General features: G+C 61.8%; 13 protein-coding genes. 11 read left to right on the forward strand and 2 right to left on the reverse strand.

Features of this window, described 5'->3' with window-relative positions; all coding sequences use genetic code 11:
- Positions 1-26 precede the first annotated feature (26 nt).
- The 4 genes from AB7M23_RS10010 to qhpG are packed head-to-tail and all read left to right on the forward strand — an operon-like array spanning position 27 to position 5623.
- Positions 27-1934: a sigma-54-dependent Fis family transcriptional regulator gene (locus tag AB7M23_RS10010; protein WP_454240729.1), complete on the forward strand. Its 1908-nt coding sequence runs from the start codon at positions 27-29 to the stop codon at positions 1932-1934.
- Entirely contained in the window at positions 1931-3652 is a 1722-nt protein-coding gene (locus AB7M23_RS10015) for an ABC transporter ATP-binding protein (RefSeq protein WP_330521934.1), read from the forward strand. Before AB7M23_RS10010 ends, AB7M23_RS10015 begins: the two co-directional genes overlap by 4 nt.
- Complete coding sequence (gene qhpE, locus AB7M23_RS10020) at positions 3642-4316, forward strand: subtilisin-like serine protease QhpE (protein WP_454240730.1); 675 nt, start codon at positions 3642-3644, stop codon at positions 4314-4316. The genes AB7M23_RS10015 and qhpE overlap by 11 nt, the downstream gene beginning before the upstream one ends.
- The gene (gene qhpG / locus AB7M23_RS10025) at positions 4313-5623 is read left to right on the forward strand and encodes a flavin-dependent monooxygenase QhpG (RefSeq protein WP_454240731.1); all 1311 of its coding nucleotides are present in this window, start codon (positions 4313-4315) and stop codon (positions 5621-5623) included. The genes qhpE and qhpG overlap by 4 nt, the downstream gene beginning before the upstream one ends.
- A gap of 3 nt (positions 5624-5626) precedes the next feature.
- Here the strand turns inward: qhpG and AB7M23_RS10030 are convergent, their stop codons facing one another.
- Complete coding sequence (locus AB7M23_RS10030) at positions 5627-7120, reverse strand: aldehyde dehydrogenase family protein (protein WP_102051860.1); 1494 nt, start codon at positions 7118-7120, stop codon at positions 5627-5629.
- A 188-nt stretch (positions 7121-7308) separates the two neighbouring features.
- Complete coding sequence (locus tag AB7M23_RS10035; RefSeq protein ID WP_454240732.1) at positions 7309-8934, reverse strand: methyl-accepting chemotaxis protein; 1626 nt, start codon at positions 8932-8934, stop codon at positions 7309-7311.
- 482 nt (positions 8935-9416) lie between these two features.
- Here AB7M23_RS10035 and peaA point away from each other — a divergent pair, with 482 nt between their 5' ends.
- The 7 genes from peaA (at position 9417) to AB7M23_RS10070 (ending at position 17647) form a co-directional block, all read left to right on the forward strand.
- Positions 9417-10994: a quinohemoprotein amine dehydrogenase subunit alpha gene (peaA, locus tag AB7M23_RS10040; protein WP_454240733.1), complete on the forward strand. Its 1578-nt coding sequence runs from the start codon at positions 9417-9419 to the stop codon at positions 10992-10994.
- Positions 10995-11072: 78 nt separating this feature from the next.
- On the forward strand, positions 11073-12503 hold the full coding sequence (peaB, locus tag AB7M23_RS10045) for a quinohemoprotein amine dehydrogenase maturation protein (protein WP_102051863.1): 1431 nt from the start codon (positions 11073-11075) through the stop codon (positions 12501-12503).
- 1 nt (position 12504) lies between these two features.
- Complete coding sequence (gene qhpC, locus AB7M23_RS10050; protein ID WP_065759130.1) at positions 12505-12828, forward strand: quinohemoprotein amine dehydrogenase subunit gamma; 324 nt, start codon at positions 12505-12507, stop codon at positions 12826-12828.
- A 29-nt stretch (positions 12829-12857) separates the two neighbouring features.
- Complete coding sequence (gene peaD / locus AB7M23_RS10055) at positions 12858-13976, forward strand: quinohemoprotein amine dehydrogenase subunit beta (RefSeq protein ID WP_065759129.1); 1119 nt, start codon at positions 12858-12860, stop codon at positions 13974-13976.
- 162 nt (positions 13977-14138) lie between these two features.
- The gene (locus AB7M23_RS10060; protein ID WP_454242164.1) at positions 14139-15215 is read left to right on the forward strand and encodes a diguanylate cyclase domain-containing protein; all 1077 of its coding nucleotides are present in this window, start codon (positions 14139-14141) and stop codon (positions 15213-15215) included.
- Positions 15216-15350: 135 nt separating this feature from the next.
- Complete coding sequence (locus AB7M23_RS10065) at positions 15351-16958, forward strand: response regulator (protein ID WP_454240734.1); 1608 nt, start codon at positions 15351-15353, stop codon at positions 16956-16958.
- On the forward strand, positions 16955-17647 hold the full coding sequence (locus AB7M23_RS10070) for a sensor histidine kinase (RefSeq protein WP_454240735.1): 693 nt from the start codon (positions 16955-16957) through the stop codon (positions 17645-17647). The genes AB7M23_RS10065 and AB7M23_RS10070 overlap by 4 nt, the downstream gene beginning before the upstream one ends.
- The last annotated feature ends 248 nt before the right edge of the window (positions 17648-17895 follow it).

Below are 17895 nucleotides of genomic sequence, written 5' to 3' on the forward strand. Positions count from 1 at the left end.
TCGGACAATCCGATCCGGAGCAGCTCATGAACAGAATAAAAACAACAACTGAAGTTCCGCCGTTCGATGCTCGCCTTGCGCGGGAGCGGCTGTCGCTGGAAGGGCAATTGCCCGACGGTATTCTGCGTGCCGAAATCGATGCGTCCTGGCGCCGTAGCCTGGGCCATGGCGTGCCGCTGAACAGCCGTCACGACTTCGACTTGAGTTCGTCGGCCAACCTCGACCTGCTGCTGGCCAGCAACCGCGTGTTGCTGGATGCAGCCACTGCCGAAATCGATTACCTGCGTGCGCGCCAGGGCAAGGACAGTGTGATCATCCTGGCTAACGCTGACGCCACCATCCTGACCATCGAAGGCCAGGCTGACGCCCTGAAGCATGCAGGCCTCGGCGATATCAGGCCGGGCACGTGCTGGAGTGAGTCGGCACGTGGCACCAACGCTCTGGGTACCGCACTGGTTGAGGCGCGTACGGTGCAGATCGATTGTGGCGAACACTACCTGGAGCGGCTCAGTGATTTTTCCTGCACCTCGGTGCCGATCCATTGCCCGCAGGGCGACCTGCTGGGTGTCCTCGATCTGACCCGCCAAGGGCCGCTGGGCAGGGTGCAGGATCGCACCGCGCTGCTGGCGCTGGCAGTCAGTCAGATTGAAGGCCGTTTGTTCAACACCAGCTACCCGGACCAGGTGGTACTGGCATTTCACAGCCGCCGACAGTTTCTCGATTCGCCCTGGCAGGGGCTGGTTGCCCTAGGGCTGGACGGGCAGATCCTTGCCGTCAGTAATCAGGCCTGCCAACTGCTGGGTGTGGCCCGTCCCCAGTTGGTCGGTCAACAGTGTGAAAGCCTGCTGGGCATGCGTTTGGAACAATGGTTGGCGCGCCTGCAATTGGGGCGCGTCGACGCCATCGAGACCGCCAAGGGCGCATTTTTCTACAAAACCCTGCAAGTGCCGCTGCGTGCGATGAGCGTGCCGGTCACGCCCCGGCGCAGTCCTCGCCCGAACATGGAACATCCTGACCTGCAAAGCCTGGGTGCAGGCAATAGCCGCTACGCCCGCGCCCTGCGCATGGCCCGCCAAGGGCTGGTCGGTGAGTTGCCGGTGGTGTTGTTGGGGGAGACCGGTAGCGGTAAGGAAGTGGTGGCGCGTGCGCTGCACCTGGCCAGCCCACGGGCAGCGAAGCCCTTTGTCGCGGTCAACTGCGCGGCGATTCCCGAGGGCCTGATCGAGTCCGAACTGTTTGGCTACCGTGAGGGCGCCTTTACCGGTTCCCGGCGTGGCGGTGTGGTCGGGCGCTTGCAACAGGCCCATGGCGGCACACTGTTCCTCGACGAAATCGGTGATATGCCACTGGCTTTGCAGGCTCGCCTGTTACGGGTGCTGCAGGAGCGCAAGGTGGCGCCGTTGGGCGCCGCCGAAGAACAGGACCTGGATGTTGCGTTGATCTGCGCCACTCACCGCGACCTTAAGCGTCAGGTCGAAGAAGGCCACTTCCGCGAAGATCTGTACTACCGCGTCAATGGCATTAGCGTGCAACTGCCGCCCCTGCGTGAGCGGGAAGACCTCATGGCGCTGGTTGCCAGCCTGTTGGAAAAGCTCGGCGGCAAAGGGGCGTACCTGTCCGATGAATTGTCGGCGCTGTTCATCGGTTATCACTGGCCGGGCAACATCCGCCAACTGGAAATGACCGTGCGCACCTTGCTGGCCATGCGCGAGGAGGGTGAGCTTGAACTGGGCCTTGAACACCTGCCGGACAACCTGCTCGAAACCTTGCGGGGCACCCAAGCGGCTCAGGCCAGTGGGCGGATACGGGACAACGAATTGACCCTGATTCGTCAGGCGTTGGAGCGCCATCATGGCAATGTTTCGGCTGCCGCCCAAGACCTGGGCATCAGCCGTGCGACGCTCTACCGCAAGTTCAAGCAGTTGCAGTCATGATGCGCTGGCTTGCCCGTTTGATCGATCACAAGGACCCTGAAGCCTTGCAGCAGTCCCTGCGCTGGTTGTACGGCTTCGTTCGGCCGCAGCGCATGGCGATTGCCGGGCTGCTGGGGTTGTCCTTGTGTGCCACGCTGCTGGTGCTGGTGCAGCCGTGGCTGACCAAACTCTTGATCGATGATGGCCTGCTGGCGCGTAATTTCCCGGCCCTGGCCACCATTGCCGGCGTGATGGTCTTGGCCGGTATCCTCGGCACGCTGCTGTCGGGGCTCAACCGCTACCTGCACACGCGGCTGTCCGGGCGCATTCTGTTTGCCCTGCGCGATGAAATCTATCGCCACCTTCAGGGCTTGTCGCCGACCTTCTACGGCCAGCGGCGGATTGGTGACTTGATGTCGCGGCTCGACGGTGACGTGGCCGAGATCCAGCGCTTTGCCGTCGACTCGCTGTTCTCGGCCGTGTCCAGCGTGATCGGCTTGGTCTGCGCGCTGGGCATGCTGCTGGCGTTGTCATGGAAGCTGTCGTTGCTGGCGTTGGTGTTGATCCCGCTGGATGTGCTCTGGCTGCGCTGGATGCGGCGCAAGGTCGAGCGTGAGGTGCGCCAGTTGCGCGAGCGTTCGGCGGATGTGTCTTCGTTTCTGGTCGAGACCCTGCCAGCGATGAAGTTCATTCAGTCTGCTGGCCAGCAGCAGCGTGAAGCGCGACGCCTTGACGGGCTCGGCCAGGGTTACATGCAGCAGCTGCTGCGTTTGCAGGTCACTGAGTTCTTCACCCAAGCCGTGCCCGGTACTCTGACTTCGCTGTCGCGCGCCTGCGCCTTTCTGGTGGGCGGCTATTGGGTGGTGCAGGGTACCTGGCAACTGGGCGCACTGATTGCCTTTTCGACCTACCTGGGCATGGCCGTGGGGCCTGTGCAGAGCTTGCTCGGCTTGTACGTGGCGATGCAGCGCATGAGCGTCAGCCTTGGGCGGGTGATGGAGCTGCGCGGTGAGGTGCCGAACGTGGTCAACCCGGCATCACCCCGTGCGATGCCGAGCACGTCCGACTTGCAGTTCGAGGGGGTGTGTTTCGCCCACCCCGGTCGGCCGCCGTTGTTACGTGAGGTACAGGCGTCGATTCCTCAAGGCTGCAAAGTGGCATTGAGTGGTATTTCCGGCGCGGGTAAATCGACCCTGATCGACCTGCTGCAGCGTTTTTACGATCCCCAGGCTGGGCGAATCGTGCTGGGCGGCTGCGACCTGCGTGAGCTGGACCTGTTCGAGCTGCGCCGCCGGGTCGCGGTGGTCAGCCAGGACATTGTGCTGTTTCGCGGCAGCCTGGCCGACAACCTCGCCTACAGCGTGCCGGATGCCAGTCGTGAAGCCATTGCCGAGGTTGCACGTCTGGCGCAACTGGACAGCCTGATCGCCAGCTTGCCCGAGGGCCTCGACAGCCCCTTGGGCGAGCGCGGCCAGCAGTTGTCGGGTGGGCAGAAGCAGCGCATCGCGATTGCCCGGGCCTTGCTTCAGGACCCACTGATTCTGGTGCTGGACGAAGCTACCTCTGCGGTCGATGAAGCGACTGAGCGTGAGGTAATCGGCGCAATTGATCAGCTGTTCCGTGGGCGTACGCGGATTTTGATCAGTCACCGTTCTTCGACCCTGGCCGATGCCGATCTGCGCCTGGAATTGTTTGACGGTCAGTTATCCACAACTGGAGCCGTGAGCCATGAAGCCTGAGGTGCGTATTGGCGTGGTCGACAGTGGCCATGACCTCAGCGGGCAGCCGCCTGTGGCTGCCCGCCGGTTTGCCTTGGCGCACGCCGGTTTGCTTGAACACGAAGCTGAAGCAGATGCACTGGGCCATGGCAGCGCGGTATCTGCGGCCATCCTTGAGCGGGCTGGCGAGGCGCGTTTGTATGTGGCGCAGGTGTTCGATGGCCGTGGGGTGACCAGTGCCTTGCAGGTTGCCGCTGCCATTGAGTGGCTGCTGGCCTGCCAGGTGCGGGTGATCAACCTGAGCCTGGGGCTGCGCGAAGATCGCCCCGCACTGCGCCAGGCCTGCGCCTTGGCGGTGGAGGCCGGTATCCTGCTGTGTGCTTCGAGCCCGGCGCAAGGTGCACCGGTGTACCCAGCGGCCTACCCTGGGGTGTTGCGGGTGACCGGCGATGCCCGTTGCCTGCCGCAGCAGTGGAGCTGGCTGGGCAGCGCCCAGGCCGATGTGGGGGCTTGCGTGCGCAGTGCCGATGGGCGGCTGTCGGGGGCTAGCCTGGGGTGTGCGGCCCTGACCGGACATCTCGCAGCATTCTTGCAGCAGCACCCGGATGCCAGCAATCAAGGGATCCGTGACTGGCTGCATGAGCAGGCACACTATCACGGCCCTGAACGGCGGCTGGCGCCATGAGCCGGGTACTGGTGCTGGGCGCCGGGCCGGCGGGTGCTGCCGTCGCCCTGGGCTTGCGGCGGCTCGGCCATGACGTGTGCGTGGTCAGTGAGTGGCGCCGTTTTGCGGCCCTTGAGGGCGTTTCACCGCGTGTACTCGAAGGCCTGCGTGGGGCGGGGTTGTTGCGTGCCTTGGCCGCTGCCAGCGAGCCTTCGCAGCGGCAGGTGCAGTGGAACGGGCAGCGCACGGCGCAGAACCTGGAATACCTGCTCGACCGACCGCGCTTTGATCAAGGCCTGCGCGATGATCTGCACGCGGCGGGGGTAGCGCTGATCGAAGGGCGGGTGCTGAGTGTCGAGCGTGACGCTGGTCAGATGGGCGTCACGCTTGAAGGTGCGGCGCCCGTGGTTGCTGACTTTCTGGTGGAGGCCCGTGGTCGACAGGCACCGCAGGCGAGCAAGGCGTCGTCGGGCAGGGCCTGGCGCGGGCCGGAAACCCTGAGCCTGTTGAACCGCTGGCAAGGGCAACCGGGCCCGAATGCCAGCGCGGTGCAGAGTTTCGCCGATGGTTGGGTGTGGATGGCACGCCAAGCGGATGGCCGTTGCTACTGGCAACTGACCCTCGACGTTGCCAGCACTCAACTGCCGGACAAGGCCGCGCTGCTGGACTACTGCCGTGCACGGCGTCAGCAATCGGAAATGGCCTGTCGCTTTTTCGGTGCCGCCGAGGAACACGACCTGCACCTGCATGCCCGCAGCAGCACAGCCATTCTCAGCCGGCAGACCGGCGCAGAGGGCTGGCTGCGTGTTGGCGATGCGGCGATGGCCGTTGATCCCTTGTCGGGCAACGGTATCTTTCAATCGCTGTCGTCGGCATTGCAGGCGCCAGCGGTGATCAACACGCTGCTGCAACGGCCTGAACGTGCGGCGTTGGCGTTGCAGTTTCACCAGCAACGGGTCGAGCACCTGTTCTGGCGCTTTGCCCGTAATGGGCGAGACTTCTACGCCCAGGAGCAACAATGGCCTGATGCGCCGTTCTGGCAGGCTCGCAGTTGCTGGCCCGACCAGGCGCCCGCACACCGTGAGGCAGACTTTGCTGCCTTGCAGGTGCAGGCCGGCCCGGTGCTTCGGGATGGCTGGGTGGATGAAGTGGAGCTGGTGGTGAGCCCTGATCAGCCAATGGGTATCTGGCATGTACAGGGCGTGGCGGTGGCACCGTTGGTGAAGCGCCTGAAGCACGAACCGGCCGAGCAGGTGCTGGCCGGTCTGGAGCCTGAGCAGGCGCGGATGATCCGCAGCTGGTTGCTCAGTCAGGGCTATCGCCCCTGAGGCTTACAGCTTGATCAACACCGACTTGAGCTCGGTGTAGTGCTCGATGGCCGCTGCGCCCATCTCGCGGCCCACCCCGGACATCTTGTAGCCACCGAACGGCAGCGCCGGGTCGAGGGCGCTGTGGCAGTTGACCCAGACTGAGCCGGAGCGAATGCGTGGGATCATCCGGTGAACAGCGGCCAGGTCGTTCGACCAGATACTTGCCCCCAGACCATAGGGGCTGTCGTTGGCCATACGCAGGGCGTCGGCCTCGTCATCGAATGGAATCGCCACCAGCACCGGGCCGAAGATTTCTTCCTGCACCAGTGGATGACGCTGATCGACATCGACGATGACCGTTGGTTTGACGAAGTAGCCGGGGCCGAACTGTTCGCCTCCACAGGCAATGCTGGCACCGCTGTTGCGGCCTTGCTCGATGTAGTTGAACACCCGCTGTTGCTGCCGTGCGGAAATCAGCGGGCCCATCTCTACGCTGGGGTCCAGGCCGTTGCCGAGCTTCATGGCGTTGGCAATACCGGCGATATCGGCGACCACATTGTCAAAATGCTTGCGCTGCACATACAGCCGCGAACCGGCGCAGCAGACCTGCCCCTGGTTGAAGAAAATCGCACTGGCAGCACCCGCCGCCGCGCTGGCAAGGTCGGCATCGGCCATGACGATGGTGGGTGATTTACCGCCCAGCTCCAGGGTGACCCGGGTCATGTTGTCCATGGCGATCTTGCCGATCTGCTGGCCGACAGCGGTCGAGCCGGTGAAGGTCAGCTTATCCACCCGTGGGTTACGGGTCAGGGCATCGCCAGCGACGACGCCAGTGCCGGTGACCACGTTGAAGACCCCGGCCGGGTAGCCGGCTTCGAGGGCCAGTTCGGCCAGCTTGAGGGCGCTCAACGGGGTTTCATCGGCGGGCTTGAGTACCACCGTACACCCGGTTGCCAGCGCCGGGCCGAGCTTCCAGCAGGCCAGCAGCAGCGGGAAGTTCCAGGCCACGATAGCGCCGACGACACCGACAGCTTCACGGCGAATGAAGCCGTGAAACTGATCGGCGGGCATCAGCGGCATCGACACATCCACCGTGCTGCCTTCGACCTTGGTGGCCCAGCCGGCCATGTAGCGCAGAAAGTCGATGGACAGTTGCACGTCCATCACCCGTGCCACGGCGGCGCTCTTGCCGTTGTTCAGGCATTCGAGCTGGGCCACGATCTCGGCGTCCCGCTCCAGCAGGTCGGCCAGGCGCCACAACAGGTTCTGCCGTTCGCGCGGGCGGGTGCGGCTCCACGCCGAGTCGTCAAAGGCCTTGCGGGCGGCGAGCACGGCACGTTCGACATCGGCTGGTGTGGCGCTGGGCACCTGGCACAACGGTTCGCCAGTGGCAGGGTTGCGCAGCGTCATCAGCGCACCGTCGGTGGCTTCAACCCAATCGGCACCGATCAACATACGGGGAGCACGCTGCAGAAACGCCTCAACGGCAGGCAGCAGGGGGGCAGTGGCGGACATGGCAAACCTCGTTCTTGTGAGTGAATGCCGTGGGTATTCGCAACCCTTGTGCCAAGCTCAAGAACCCCCTGAAAACAGGGGGCTTGGCTGCTCGAGGCGGGTTCTGGCGTCTCAAACTGAGACAGTGTTGAGACGCGACAACTGCCCTGTTGAAAACAACGCCCTGCGCAGAGGGCGTTGCTGCAGGGTCAGACTTTGAACTGTGCCACCAGCCCGTTCAGTTGCACGGCCAGGTGTGCCAGTGATTGGCTGGCGGCGTTGCTCTGGTTGGCGCCGGCCGAGGTTTGCATCGACAGGTCGCGGATGTTGATCAGGTTGCGATCTACCTCGCGGGCGACTTGGGCCTGCTCCTCGCTGGCACTGGCAATCACCAGGTTGCGTTCGTTGATGGCGGCAATGGCCTGGGTAATCTGTTCCAGCGCATGGCCTGAGGCCAGTGCGGCATCCAGGGTGGCGTGTGCCCGTTCATTGCTGCTGCGCATGGCACTGACTGCGCCCTCGGTACCCTGTTCGATGGTGCCGATCATCGACTCGATTTCCTGGGTCGACTGCTGAGTGCGGTGCGCCAGTGCCCGCACTTCATCGGCCACCACGGCAAAACCACGGCCCGCATCACCTGCACGCGCCGCTTCGATCGCGGCGTTGAGGGCCAACAGGTTGGTCTGCTCGGCAATCGCACGAATCACTTCAAGCACCTGGCCAATGTTGCGCACATCACCGGCGAGGTGTTCAACCTGTTCACAGGTACGGGTGACGTCTTCGGCCAGCAGGCCAATGGAATCGACGGTCTGTTGCACCTGCTGACGACCATGGCGTGCGGTCTGGTCGGTTTCGCCCGAGGCCTCGGAAGTGCTGACCGCATTGCGGGCCACTTCCTCGACCGCGGTGGTCATTTCGTTGACCGCCGTTGCCGCCTGTTCCACTTCGTTGCTCTGCTGGAGCAGGGTCTTGGTGGAGTCATTGGTGACGGCTTGCAACTCTTCTGCGGCCGACGCCAGTTGGCTGGAAGAGTCGGCGATGCGCTGAATGGTCGTGCGCAGGCTGGCCTGCATGCGCTTGAGTGCGTGCAGCAGTTGTGCCGGTTCGTCGCTGCCGACCACGGTCACTTCGCTGCACAGATCGCCACTGGCGATCACTTCGGCGACGCTCACGGCCTGGCTCAGCGGGCGCACGATGCTGCGGGTCAGGACCACAGCGAGCACGATCGTCAGCAGCACGGCGACAATCATCATGGTCAGTACCAGTTCGCTGGCATTACTGAATACCGTGTCGCTTTCCAGCGAGGCCTGCTTGGCCCCTTGTTTGTTCAGGTCGATCAGTACGATCAAGGCCTTGACCATGGCATCGGCATGTTCATAGAGGCTGCCGTTGGCAACATCAATGGCTTGGTCTTGATGCCCTTGCTGCGCCAGCGCGCTGAGTTTTTCCTGCTCAGTCATGTACAGCGCCTTGGCGCGCTGGAAGCCTTCGTAGGCGACCTTTTCTTCGTCCAGGCTAATGAGCTGCTCATAGTTGTGCTGTTGAGTTTGCAGCTGTTGCTTGAGCTCAGTGAGACGTTCCAGGTTGCTTCGCATGTCCTCGTCGGTGCGTACGGTCAGCAGGCGCAGGGTGATTGTCCGTATGCGCGATACGCTCAGAGCCGTGTCATTGAGGGCGAGAATCGAAGGCAGCCAGTTGCGATCAACCACACGCGACTGTTCGTTCATGCGGCGCATTTCCAGCAGCGAGAAGCTTCCGAGCAGCAGCGCCATCAGCGCGATCAAGGCAAAGCCAAGGCCCGCGCGGCGGGAAATTTTCATCGTTCTCAAGAGCATCTGTGTATTCCTTGTGGCAGCAACAAGCGCGACCTGCGAAGCCATTCGCAGGCCAGCGTCAATGCGGCGCTCTTAGGGTGGTAGACCACGGCGTCGTCAGGTTGTGCAGGCAAGGGGTGATGCAACGCACCGTCGAGTCACGCGAGAGGTGCTTGTCTTATGATGGTTTTTTATGACATGCAGGGCGTGGGAGCCCTGATGGAAAGTGGCTCAATGATGGCATTTTGTGCCAGAACGGTAAAGTGCAAGCCGTTCTGTCGCGCCGTCTCAGAGTGCTACAGCTGTCGCGAAATTAAACGCAGCGCAAGCGGTAGAAGTGCTGGAAGCCCTGTAGGAATGGGGTTTTGAGTTCTTGGCATGCAATATGTATCGCTACTGACAGTACCTCTTCAGCCTGTGCATTGCCTGATCCATCCCGGCCGGCAGGAAGAGACCACTAAAAAACAACGATAAGAATAAGCCCCGTGGGAGGTCAGACATCGATGAAGAGAACATTCCGGTTCGCCAGTGCCGGTGGCCTGCTGGCGTTGGCGGTAAGCCTTGCCTTGCAGCCCCAGACCAGCCAGGCACGCGAAGCCCAGGCCATCCTCAAGGAAACCTGCATGGGTTGCCATACGCCTGAGGGTGAGAATGCCTTTAGCCGCATCAGCCATCAGCGCAAAACCCCCGAGGGGTGGCTGATGAGCATTGCGCGCATGCAGACCATGCACCAGTTGAAGATCAGCGATGAAGATCGCCGCACCCTGGTCAAGTACCTGGCCGACAACCAAGGCCTGGCACCCAGCGAAACCGACGGTGTGCGTTATGCATTGGAGCGTCGCCTGAACACCGTCGAGCAGTTCGACGACCAGACCAAGCAGATGTGTGGCCGTTGCCACTCGGGGGCACGGGTGGCCTTGCAGCGTCGCCCTGCGCAGGAGTGGGAGCACCTGGTGAACTTCCACCTCGGCCAGTGGCCGTCGCTGGAGTATCAGGCACTGTCTCGCGACCGCGACTGGTTCGACCTGGCCCGCAAGGAAATGGTGCCATTGCTGGCCAAGCGTTACCCGCTCGACAGCAAGGCCTGGGCCGACTGGCAAAAGTCGATGCCCAAGGCTCAGGCCCTGGTCGGTGACTGGACGTTCAGCGGCCACCTGCCAGGCAAGGGCGAGCTTAACGGGGTGATGAAGGTCACTGCTGCCGAGGGCGATCATTTCACCCTCAGTGTTGATGGCCAGTACGCCGATGGCAGCCCGTTCAAGGGCCAGGGCACGGCCATTCTCTACAGCGGTTATGAGTGGCGCGGTAACGTCGATATCGACGGGGTGAAAATGCGCCAGGTGTTTGCTGCCAATGGCGCTCAGCTCAAGGGCCGGATGTTTGAGACCGCGCACGATGAGCGTGGCCTGGACTTTATCGCCGCGCGGCACGATCACCCACAACTGCTGGCGGTTCAGCCGGGTTACCTGAAGGCCGGCAGCGAAACCGAAGTCAGCCTCATCGGCAGCGGCCTGAACGGTACGCCATCGTTCGGCAAGGGGGTTGAAGTGCTCAAGGTGCTGGAGCAGAGCCCGCAGCGTGTGCGCGTGCTGCTCAAGGCTGCGGCCGATGCTCCGGCAGGGTTGCGCGAGGTGACTGTCGGTGCACTCAAGGGCCAGCAATTGGCGGTGTACCGCGACATTGCCGAGGTCAAGGTGGTGCCGGAGTTCTCGGTGGCACGTATCGGTGACAACGGTGGTTCGACACCGAAGGTTCAGGGCCGCTTCGACGCCGAAGCCTGGGGCCGCAGCGCGGACGGCAAGGCCTACCGCATTGGTGTGTTCCCGGCGCAATGGAAGGTCGAACCGTTTGATGACCGTGCCCGCGAGGATGAAGACGTCAAGTTTGCCGGCAGCATGCAGGCTGATGCGGGTGTGTTCACCCCAGGCGATGCCGGGCCAAACCCGGCGCGCAAGATGTCGACCAACAACGCCGGCAACCTCAAGGTCATTGCGGCGGTGGACGATGCAGGCAAAGCCCACACGGGTGAGGGGCATCTGATCGTCACTGTTCAGCGCTGGAACAATCCACCGATTCCTTGATACGGGCCTGTTACCCCAGCCATATCAGCGGAATGAAAAGGGGGCCGGCAATGCCCGGCCCCGCTTGAGGAGGTTGCGATGGGCGTTACCTTGAACCTGGTGGAGCGCAACCTGCACGAAGTGCAGGTTGATGACGCACGCATGTTGTTCCATATCCCCAGCAGCTCGCTGTTCGCCAGCGATGCGCTGACCGGGGAAATCATCGACGTCCTGCGCGGTGAGGGCTGTTCCAGCGAAACGCTGCAGCAGCGCCTGGCCCCGCGTTTTGGCGGCGAGCAAATCAATGAAACCCTGCGCGAGCTGATCGCCCTGGAACTGGTCAGCGACGGTTCGCCGTTGACCCCCGAAGTGGCGACCAGGCGGGTCGAGCGCACGGCGATCAACACGGTGGTGTTGAACGTCAACACCGGCTGTAACCTGAGCTGCACCTACTGCTACAAAGAGGACCTGGACAAGCCTTCGCAAGGCAAGCGGATGGATGTCGAGACCGCCGTAGCCTCGGTGGAAATGCTGCTCAAGGAGTCGCCGGACGAGTCGGTCTACACCGTGGTGTTCTTCGGCGGCGAGCCGCTGAGCAACCGCAAGCTGATCGAGTACATGGTCGACTACTGCGAGCGGCGTTTCAGTGAGGCGGGCAAGCGGGTCGAGTTCGTCATGACCACTAATGCCACCTTGCTCACCGAAGAAATCGTCGACTACCTCAATGCCCACCGATTCGGTTTGTCGGTGAGTATCGACGGGCCGAAGACCGTGCACGATCGTAATCGCATCACGGTCGGTGGGCAGGGCACCTACGATGTGGTTCGGCGCAAGGTCGACATGTTGCTGTCGCGCTATGACAGCCGCCCGGTCGGCGCCCGTGTCACCCTGACCCGGGGCGTCACCGATGTCGAAACGATCTGGAACCACCTGTTCAACGAACTGGGCTTTGCGGAGGTCGGTTTTGCGCCGGTGACCTCTGGCGATATCAGCGATTACAACCTGAGTAGCGAAGAGCTGGTACAGGTGTTCGCCAACATGAAAGCCCTCGGGCGGCGTTACCTGGAGGCAGCGCTGGAGCACCGAAGCATCGGTTTCTCCAACCTGCACCAGTTGATCACCGACATTCATGAAGGGCACAAGAAGGCGCTGCCTTGCGGGGCCGGGCTGAAGATGCTGGCGGTCGATCACAAGGGGGAGTTGAACCTCTGTCATCGCTTCACCGGCTCGTCGTTGCCAACGTTCGGTAACGTCCACAGCGGGGTCAAGCAGGTCGAACTCAACGACTTTCTCTCACAGCGCCTGGACCGCACCAACACCGGGTGCGACAGCTGCCGCATTCGCAACCTGTGTTCAGGCGGCTGCTACCACGAAAGTTACGCCCGCTATGGCGACCCCGCTCATCCGACCTATCACTACTGCGAACTGATGCGTGACTGGGTGGACTTCGGCATCGAAGTCTACAGCCGGATCATGGCCGAGAACCCGGCCTTCATCAGCCGCTACATCACTCCGCGCAAGGTCCACTGACATGAAGCATCTCAAGCCGATCAATAACAAAGCGCTCAAGCTCGAACAGGCTGCCGACGAGAACCGCATTGAAGAGGTTGTGGCCATGAACTCGGTGGCCGGGTGTGCCTCGACCACGGACCCGGGCTGGGAAATCGATGCCTTCGGTGGCGTTTCGTCGCTGTGCCAACCGATGGAATCAGACCTGTATGGTTGCTCTGACCCTTGCTGGTGGCCGGCCCAGGTGCCGGACATGATGAGCACCTACCCGGACTGGAACAAAGACGCCCAGGCCTCCAACGACAATTGGCGCAACCTGGGGACCGTGTTCCCGGAAGACAAATGAGCCCCCAGCCGAACAAGAGGGATACCCGCATGCTTCAGACTGCAACGCGCGGCCTGGCCGCCATTTTGGTGCTTGGCGCCTGCTCCGGGCCACTGTTGGCCGACGAGGGCAAGGCGCTCAACCGTGGCCACGAGTACATGGTCACCACCAACTACCCGAACAACCTGCACATTCTCGACCTGGCCACCGACAGCCTCTACAAGACCTGCCAGATGCCGGACGCCTTTGGGCCGGGCACCGTGCAGCTGTCGCCAGACCGCACAATTGCCTATGTGTTGAACAACCATTACGCCGACATCTATGGGGTCGAGCTGGACACCTGCAAGCAGGTGTTCCATGCCAGCATTACCCAGCAACCGGGGGAAAAGGCCCGTTCAATGTTTTCCTTCACTGTCAGCCATGATGGCAAGGAGTTGTACACCGTCGCCAACCCGACACGGATGCTCAACGATCGCTATGAAGTGCAGCAGCCGCGCCTGGATGTCTACGCCACCAACGCCGGCATGAGTGCCAAGCCCGTGCGCAGTTTCCCGGCGCCACGCCAGCTGACCATCATGCAGACCGGTGACGACGGCAGCCTGTACATCGCCGGGCCGGACATCTACAAGGTCAACGTGCAGACCGGCAAGTTCGACGTGTTGGTGCCGAGCCGACACTGGAAGCGCCCGCTGTACAGCGCCCCGGATGTGCTCTACGTGTGGAACCAGCAGACCTACCGGCATGATTTCTCGCTGCTCTACACGGCCGCCAAGTTCAAGGACAAGAAGGAAGACCCGGCAACCGCTGACTATGTTTACGGCTTCTTCAACATCGACCTGGCCACCGGCAAGACCAAGACCGTCGACTTTGGCCCGCTGACCGAGATCTACTTCAGTGGCATGGTGTCGCCCAAGGACCCTAACCTGGTCTTTGGCGTGCTCAACCGCTTGGCCAAGTACGACATCAAGCAGAAGAAAATGCTCCAGGCAGCCACCCTGGATCACTCCTACTACTGCATCTCGTTCAACAAGGCCGGCAGCAAGATCTACCTGGCCGGTACCTTCAACGATGTGGCGATTTTCGATGCCGACAGCCTGAAACCGCTGGGCAAGATCAAGTTGCCGGGGGGTGACATGGCAATCACCACGGCCCAGGTCTTTACCCGCTAGTAGAACCGGCGTGGATCTGGCGAGTCGATCAGGCTCGCCAGTTCCCGCCTCACCGAAACGGACCATCGGGTTAGCAGGCTTTTGTGTACAACTTGCTTCGATTAAGATGGCGATTAGCCATTTATTATCGAGTGCCCCGCTGTCATGACGGCAGTCCTGAACGTGCTACTTCTCTGGATGTGCCTTGGCATCGTGGTGCTGCTGATAGTGTGGCGCCGTGCGCTGCACCGCGAGCGCGACCTGAGTGCTCGCCTGGCTGAGCTTCAGGCGCAACTGGCGGGCTCGCCGCCGGGCGTTTGCAGCCAATGTGCCCAAGCGCGTGACATCCTCCCTGATGACATCGAGCGTTTCAAACGCAGCCAGTACTTTGCCCGTATCGGCACATGGGACTGGGATGTCGACACCGAGCAGTTGTACTGGTCTGAAGCCATCTACGGCATGTTCGGCTATCAGGTGGGCGAGATCACCCCCAGTTATGAACACTTCTGCAACAGTGTCCACCCGGACGACCGTCAGCAGGTCAGGGCGGGTGAGTTGCGCTGCATTGAAACCGGCGAAAACCATGACGAGGAGTACCGGGTGATCTGGCCCGATGGTACGGTGCGTTGGCTGCGCGAGACCGGCAATGTGATCAAGGACGCCCACGGCAAAGCCATCAAGATGATGGGGGTGGTACGCGACATCACCGAAGAAAAAGCCTGGGCCAACCAACTGCACAGCATGGCCCATCAGGATGCGCTGACTGGCCTGGCCAACCGCCTGGTCCTTGAGCAGCGGCTGTCGGCGGCACTCGAGCAGGCACGCATCCAACGCACCCGAGTGGCGCTGATTTTTCTCGACCTCAATGGCTTCAAGGCGATCAACGACAGCTACGGTCATGCGGCAGGTGATCAGGTCCTGATTAGCACGGCCAAGCGCCTCAAGAATCTGGTGCGTACGGCCGATACAGTGGCACGTATCGGGGGCGATGAGTTCGTGCTGGTGCTCGAAGGTTTGTCGTCCGACCTGAACATACAACAAGAAATCCATGTGCTTTGCGAAATGATTATCCGGGCACTTTCAATGCCGATGGAGATTGCCAGTGAAACGTGTGTGATCGGCACCAGCCTGGGTGTGGCGGTATTTCCCGACCACGCCACGAGTATGGATAACCTGATCCACACCGCAGACCTGGCGATGTATGACGCCAAGCGCTCGGGGAACAATCAATATCGTCTGGGGAGCCAATTGGGTGTGTGACAGGGCGGTGTTGCAGTGCGTGATAGCCCAACCGTTGGTTATCAGCTGTGCGCCATAGCGGGCTAAAGGGATGAGCCTGTCGTTGTAATCGTTGCTTGCGTGTATCTCCTTACTACCCCATGACAGGTTCCTTGGATGTTGGTTTACAGCCAAAAAAGTTTTCTCATTGTCGATGACTTCTCCGACTTCCGCAGTTCCGTCCGCTCCATGCTGCGCGAATTGGGCGTGCGAGACGTCGACACTGCTGACTGCGGCGAGCAGGCGCTGCGCATGTGTGCGCAGAAACGCTATGACTTCATCCTGCATGACTTTCACTTGGGCGATGGCAAGAAAAACGGCCAGCAAACCCTCGAAGACCTGATGGTCGACAAGCTCATCAGCCATGAGTGCGTGTTCATCATGGTCACGGCTGAGAGCAGCCAGGCAGTGGTGCTCAGTGCTCTGGAACATGAGCCTGATGCCTACCTGACCAAACCGTTCAACCGGATCGGCCTGGCCCAGCGTCTGGAAAAGCTGGTACAGCGCAAAACCTTGCTCAAGCCGATTCTGCAGGCGCTCGACCGTGGCAAACCTGCCGAGGTACTGGCCGCGTGCGAGAACCTCTGCCGCCAGGACCAGCGTTTTGCGCCGTTGTGCCTGCGCTACCGGGCCAACGCCCTGCGTGACCTGAACCGCTATGAAGACCTTGAGCGATTCCTCAAGGCTATTCTCAGCAGCCGTGCCACGCCCTGGGCGTATGCCGCCCTTGGCGCATTACTGTTCAAACGTGGCCAGATTGGCCAGGCCCAGGGCATCTATGAGCAAGCGTTGAAGGCCTTCCCGCTGATGCCTGGCCTGTACGACGGCCTGGCCGATGTACTGACGGCCACCGGCGAAACCAAGCGCGCTCAAAACGTGCTTGAAGAAGCGGTACGCCTGTCGCCGCTGGCCGTGCGTCGGCAGATGCTGTTGGGCAAGCTGGCGCTGGGCAACGAAGACTTCGACAGCGCTTCACGCGCCTACCGTCAGGCGGTCAGCCAGGGCCAGCACTCGCGTTTCAAAGACCCTGAAAGCAACCTGGGCCTGGCCCAGGCCTTGATCAGCAAGAACGGTGGCGGCGGCATGGATGCGCGCACGCGGGTAGAGATCAACTCGGCCTTGAGTGAAGTGGCCAAGGAGTACACCGACGATCAGGGCCTGCAAGTGCGCGCCCGTCTGATGAAAGCCACCAGCCTGATCAAGGCTGGCGACCCCGAGACCGCCGCCAAGCTCACCGAGCAGGCCATGGCTCGCATCGAGGGCATGGACCAGTTCTTCTCTGCCGAAGCAGCCTTGCTGGTGGCGACCCAGCTGCAACAACTGGGGCAGGAAGCGGCCAGTAACGGCATCTTGAAGAACTGCGTTGAGGTGTATGGCGACGACCCGGCGGTGATGAAAAACATCGCAACCCTGACCGATGACCCGGCGATTCTGGGTGGGGGCAACGAAGCCGTCGACCTTAACCGTCAAGGCGTGCGCAGCTACCAGGCCGGCAACCTGGGTGGCGCCCTGGACCTGTTCCGTCGGGCACTGGTGTTGCAGCCGAAGAACATCAGCATCGCCCTGAACACTACCCAGGCACTGCTGCGCCTGGCCGGTGATACGCCAACCGCAGCCGTACTGGAAGAGTGCCGCGCCTGCCTCAGCCGGGTGGCCGGTATTCCTGAAAGTGACGCGCGCTACGAGCGCTATCGCAAACTGCACATACGGGCATTTGGTGGATGAGCGAAAACAAGCAGGGGCTCGACTTCTCCACGGTGATCGCCTCCACCGTACATGACATGAAAAACTCCCTGGCGATGCTCATGCAGACCCACAGCCAATGGCTGGCCCGTTTGCCTGACACGCAACGTGGCGGCAGTGAACTGGGCGTCATGGAGCACGAATTCGCCCACCTCAATGGCATGCTGGTGCAACTGCTGGGCCTGTACAAACTGGGCGTCAACCAGTTGCCGATGTGCCCTGGCTACCACGAGCTGGACGACTTCATCGAAGCGCAACTGGCGGCTCACCAGGACGTGCTGAGCCACCGCGACCTGCTGGCCAGCTACCGGATCGACACCGTCAACCCGCTGGGCTTCTTTGACCGCGAGCTGATTGGGTCGGTGGTGTCCAACATCCTCAACAACGCCATCCGTTACGCCGGCCACGCCCTGCTGATAACCGTCAGCGAAGAAGACGACCAACTGCTACTGAGCGTCAACGATGACGGCCCGGGTTATCCCCTGCAGATGCTCGAACGCCAGAGCGACTACGTGCAGGGCATCAACCCCAGCAGCGGCAGCACTGGCCTGGGCCTCTACTTCGCGGCCCGCATTGCTGCGCTGCATGAACGCGACGGGCTGCAGGGGCGCATTGAAATCGGCAACGGCGGGCCGTTGGGCGGCGGCGTGTTCAGGCTCTACCTGCCGTAAGTGCGCTGTATCGTTGCCATTGTGCTAATACTCCAGCATGTAGCATGGCTTAATGCTGGAATATTGGCACTTTGGGTCTTCTGTACCGGCTTTGGAATGAACTGCGTACGCAGGGAACCCTGCGGGTTCCATCGCCACCAAGGTGTGCTCCCACGGTAGGTGCGCCACCATGCTCACTTCCAATTTTATTCCTGCCTCAAGACACAAGTCGGCTTGGCGTTGAGATTGCCCAGGTTTTTACTGCCTGC

It is taken from the genome of Pseudomonas sp. HLS-6 TE3448, assembly GCF_053629555.1.

Coding starts and splice junctions, on each gene's coding strand:
- AB7M23_RS10010 (WP_454240729.1), top strand. CDS start 27: ATGAACAGAATAAAAACAACAACTGAAGTTCCGCCGTTCGATGCTCGC.
- AB7M23_RS10015 (WP_330521934.1), top strand. CDS start 1,931: ATGATGCGCTGGCTTGCCCGTTTGATCGATCACAAGGACCCTGAAGCC.
- qhpE (WP_454240730.1), top strand. CDS start 3,642: ATGAAGCCTGAGGTGCGTATTGGCGTGGTCGACAGTGGCCATGACCTC.
- qhpG (WP_454240731.1), top strand. CDS start 4,313: ATGAGCCGGGTACTGGTGCTGGGCGCCGGGCCGGCGGGTGCTGCCGTC.
- AB7M23_RS10030 (WP_102051860.1), bottom strand. CDS start 7,120: ATGTCCGCCACTGCCCCCCTGCTGCCTGCCGTTGAGGCGTTTCTGCAG.
- AB7M23_RS10035 (WP_454240732.1), bottom strand. CDS start 8,934: ATGCTCTTGAGAACGATGAAAATTTCCCGCCGCGCGGGCCTTGGCTTT.
- peaA (WP_454240733.1), top strand. CDS start 9,417: ATGAAGAGAACATTCCGGTTCGCCAGTGCCGGTGGCCTGCTGGCGTTG.
- peaB (WP_102051863.1), top strand. CDS start 11,073: ATGGGCGTTACCTTGAACCTGGTGGAGCGCAACCTGCACGAAGTGCAG.
- qhpC (WP_065759130.1), top strand. CDS start 12,505: ATGAAGCATCTCAAGCCGATCAATAACAAAGCGCTCAAGCTCGAACAG.
- peaD (WP_065759129.1), top strand. CDS start 12,858: ATGCTTCAGACTGCAACGCGCGGCCTGGCCGCCATTTTGGTGCTTGGC.
- AB7M23_RS10065 (WP_454240734.1), top strand. CDS start 15,351: ATGTTGGTTTACAGCCAAAAAAGTTTTCTCATTGTCGATGACTTCTCC.
- AB7M23_RS10070 (WP_454240735.1), top strand. CDS start 16,955: ATGAGCGAAAACAAGCAGGGGCTCGACTTCTCCACGGTGATCGCCTCC.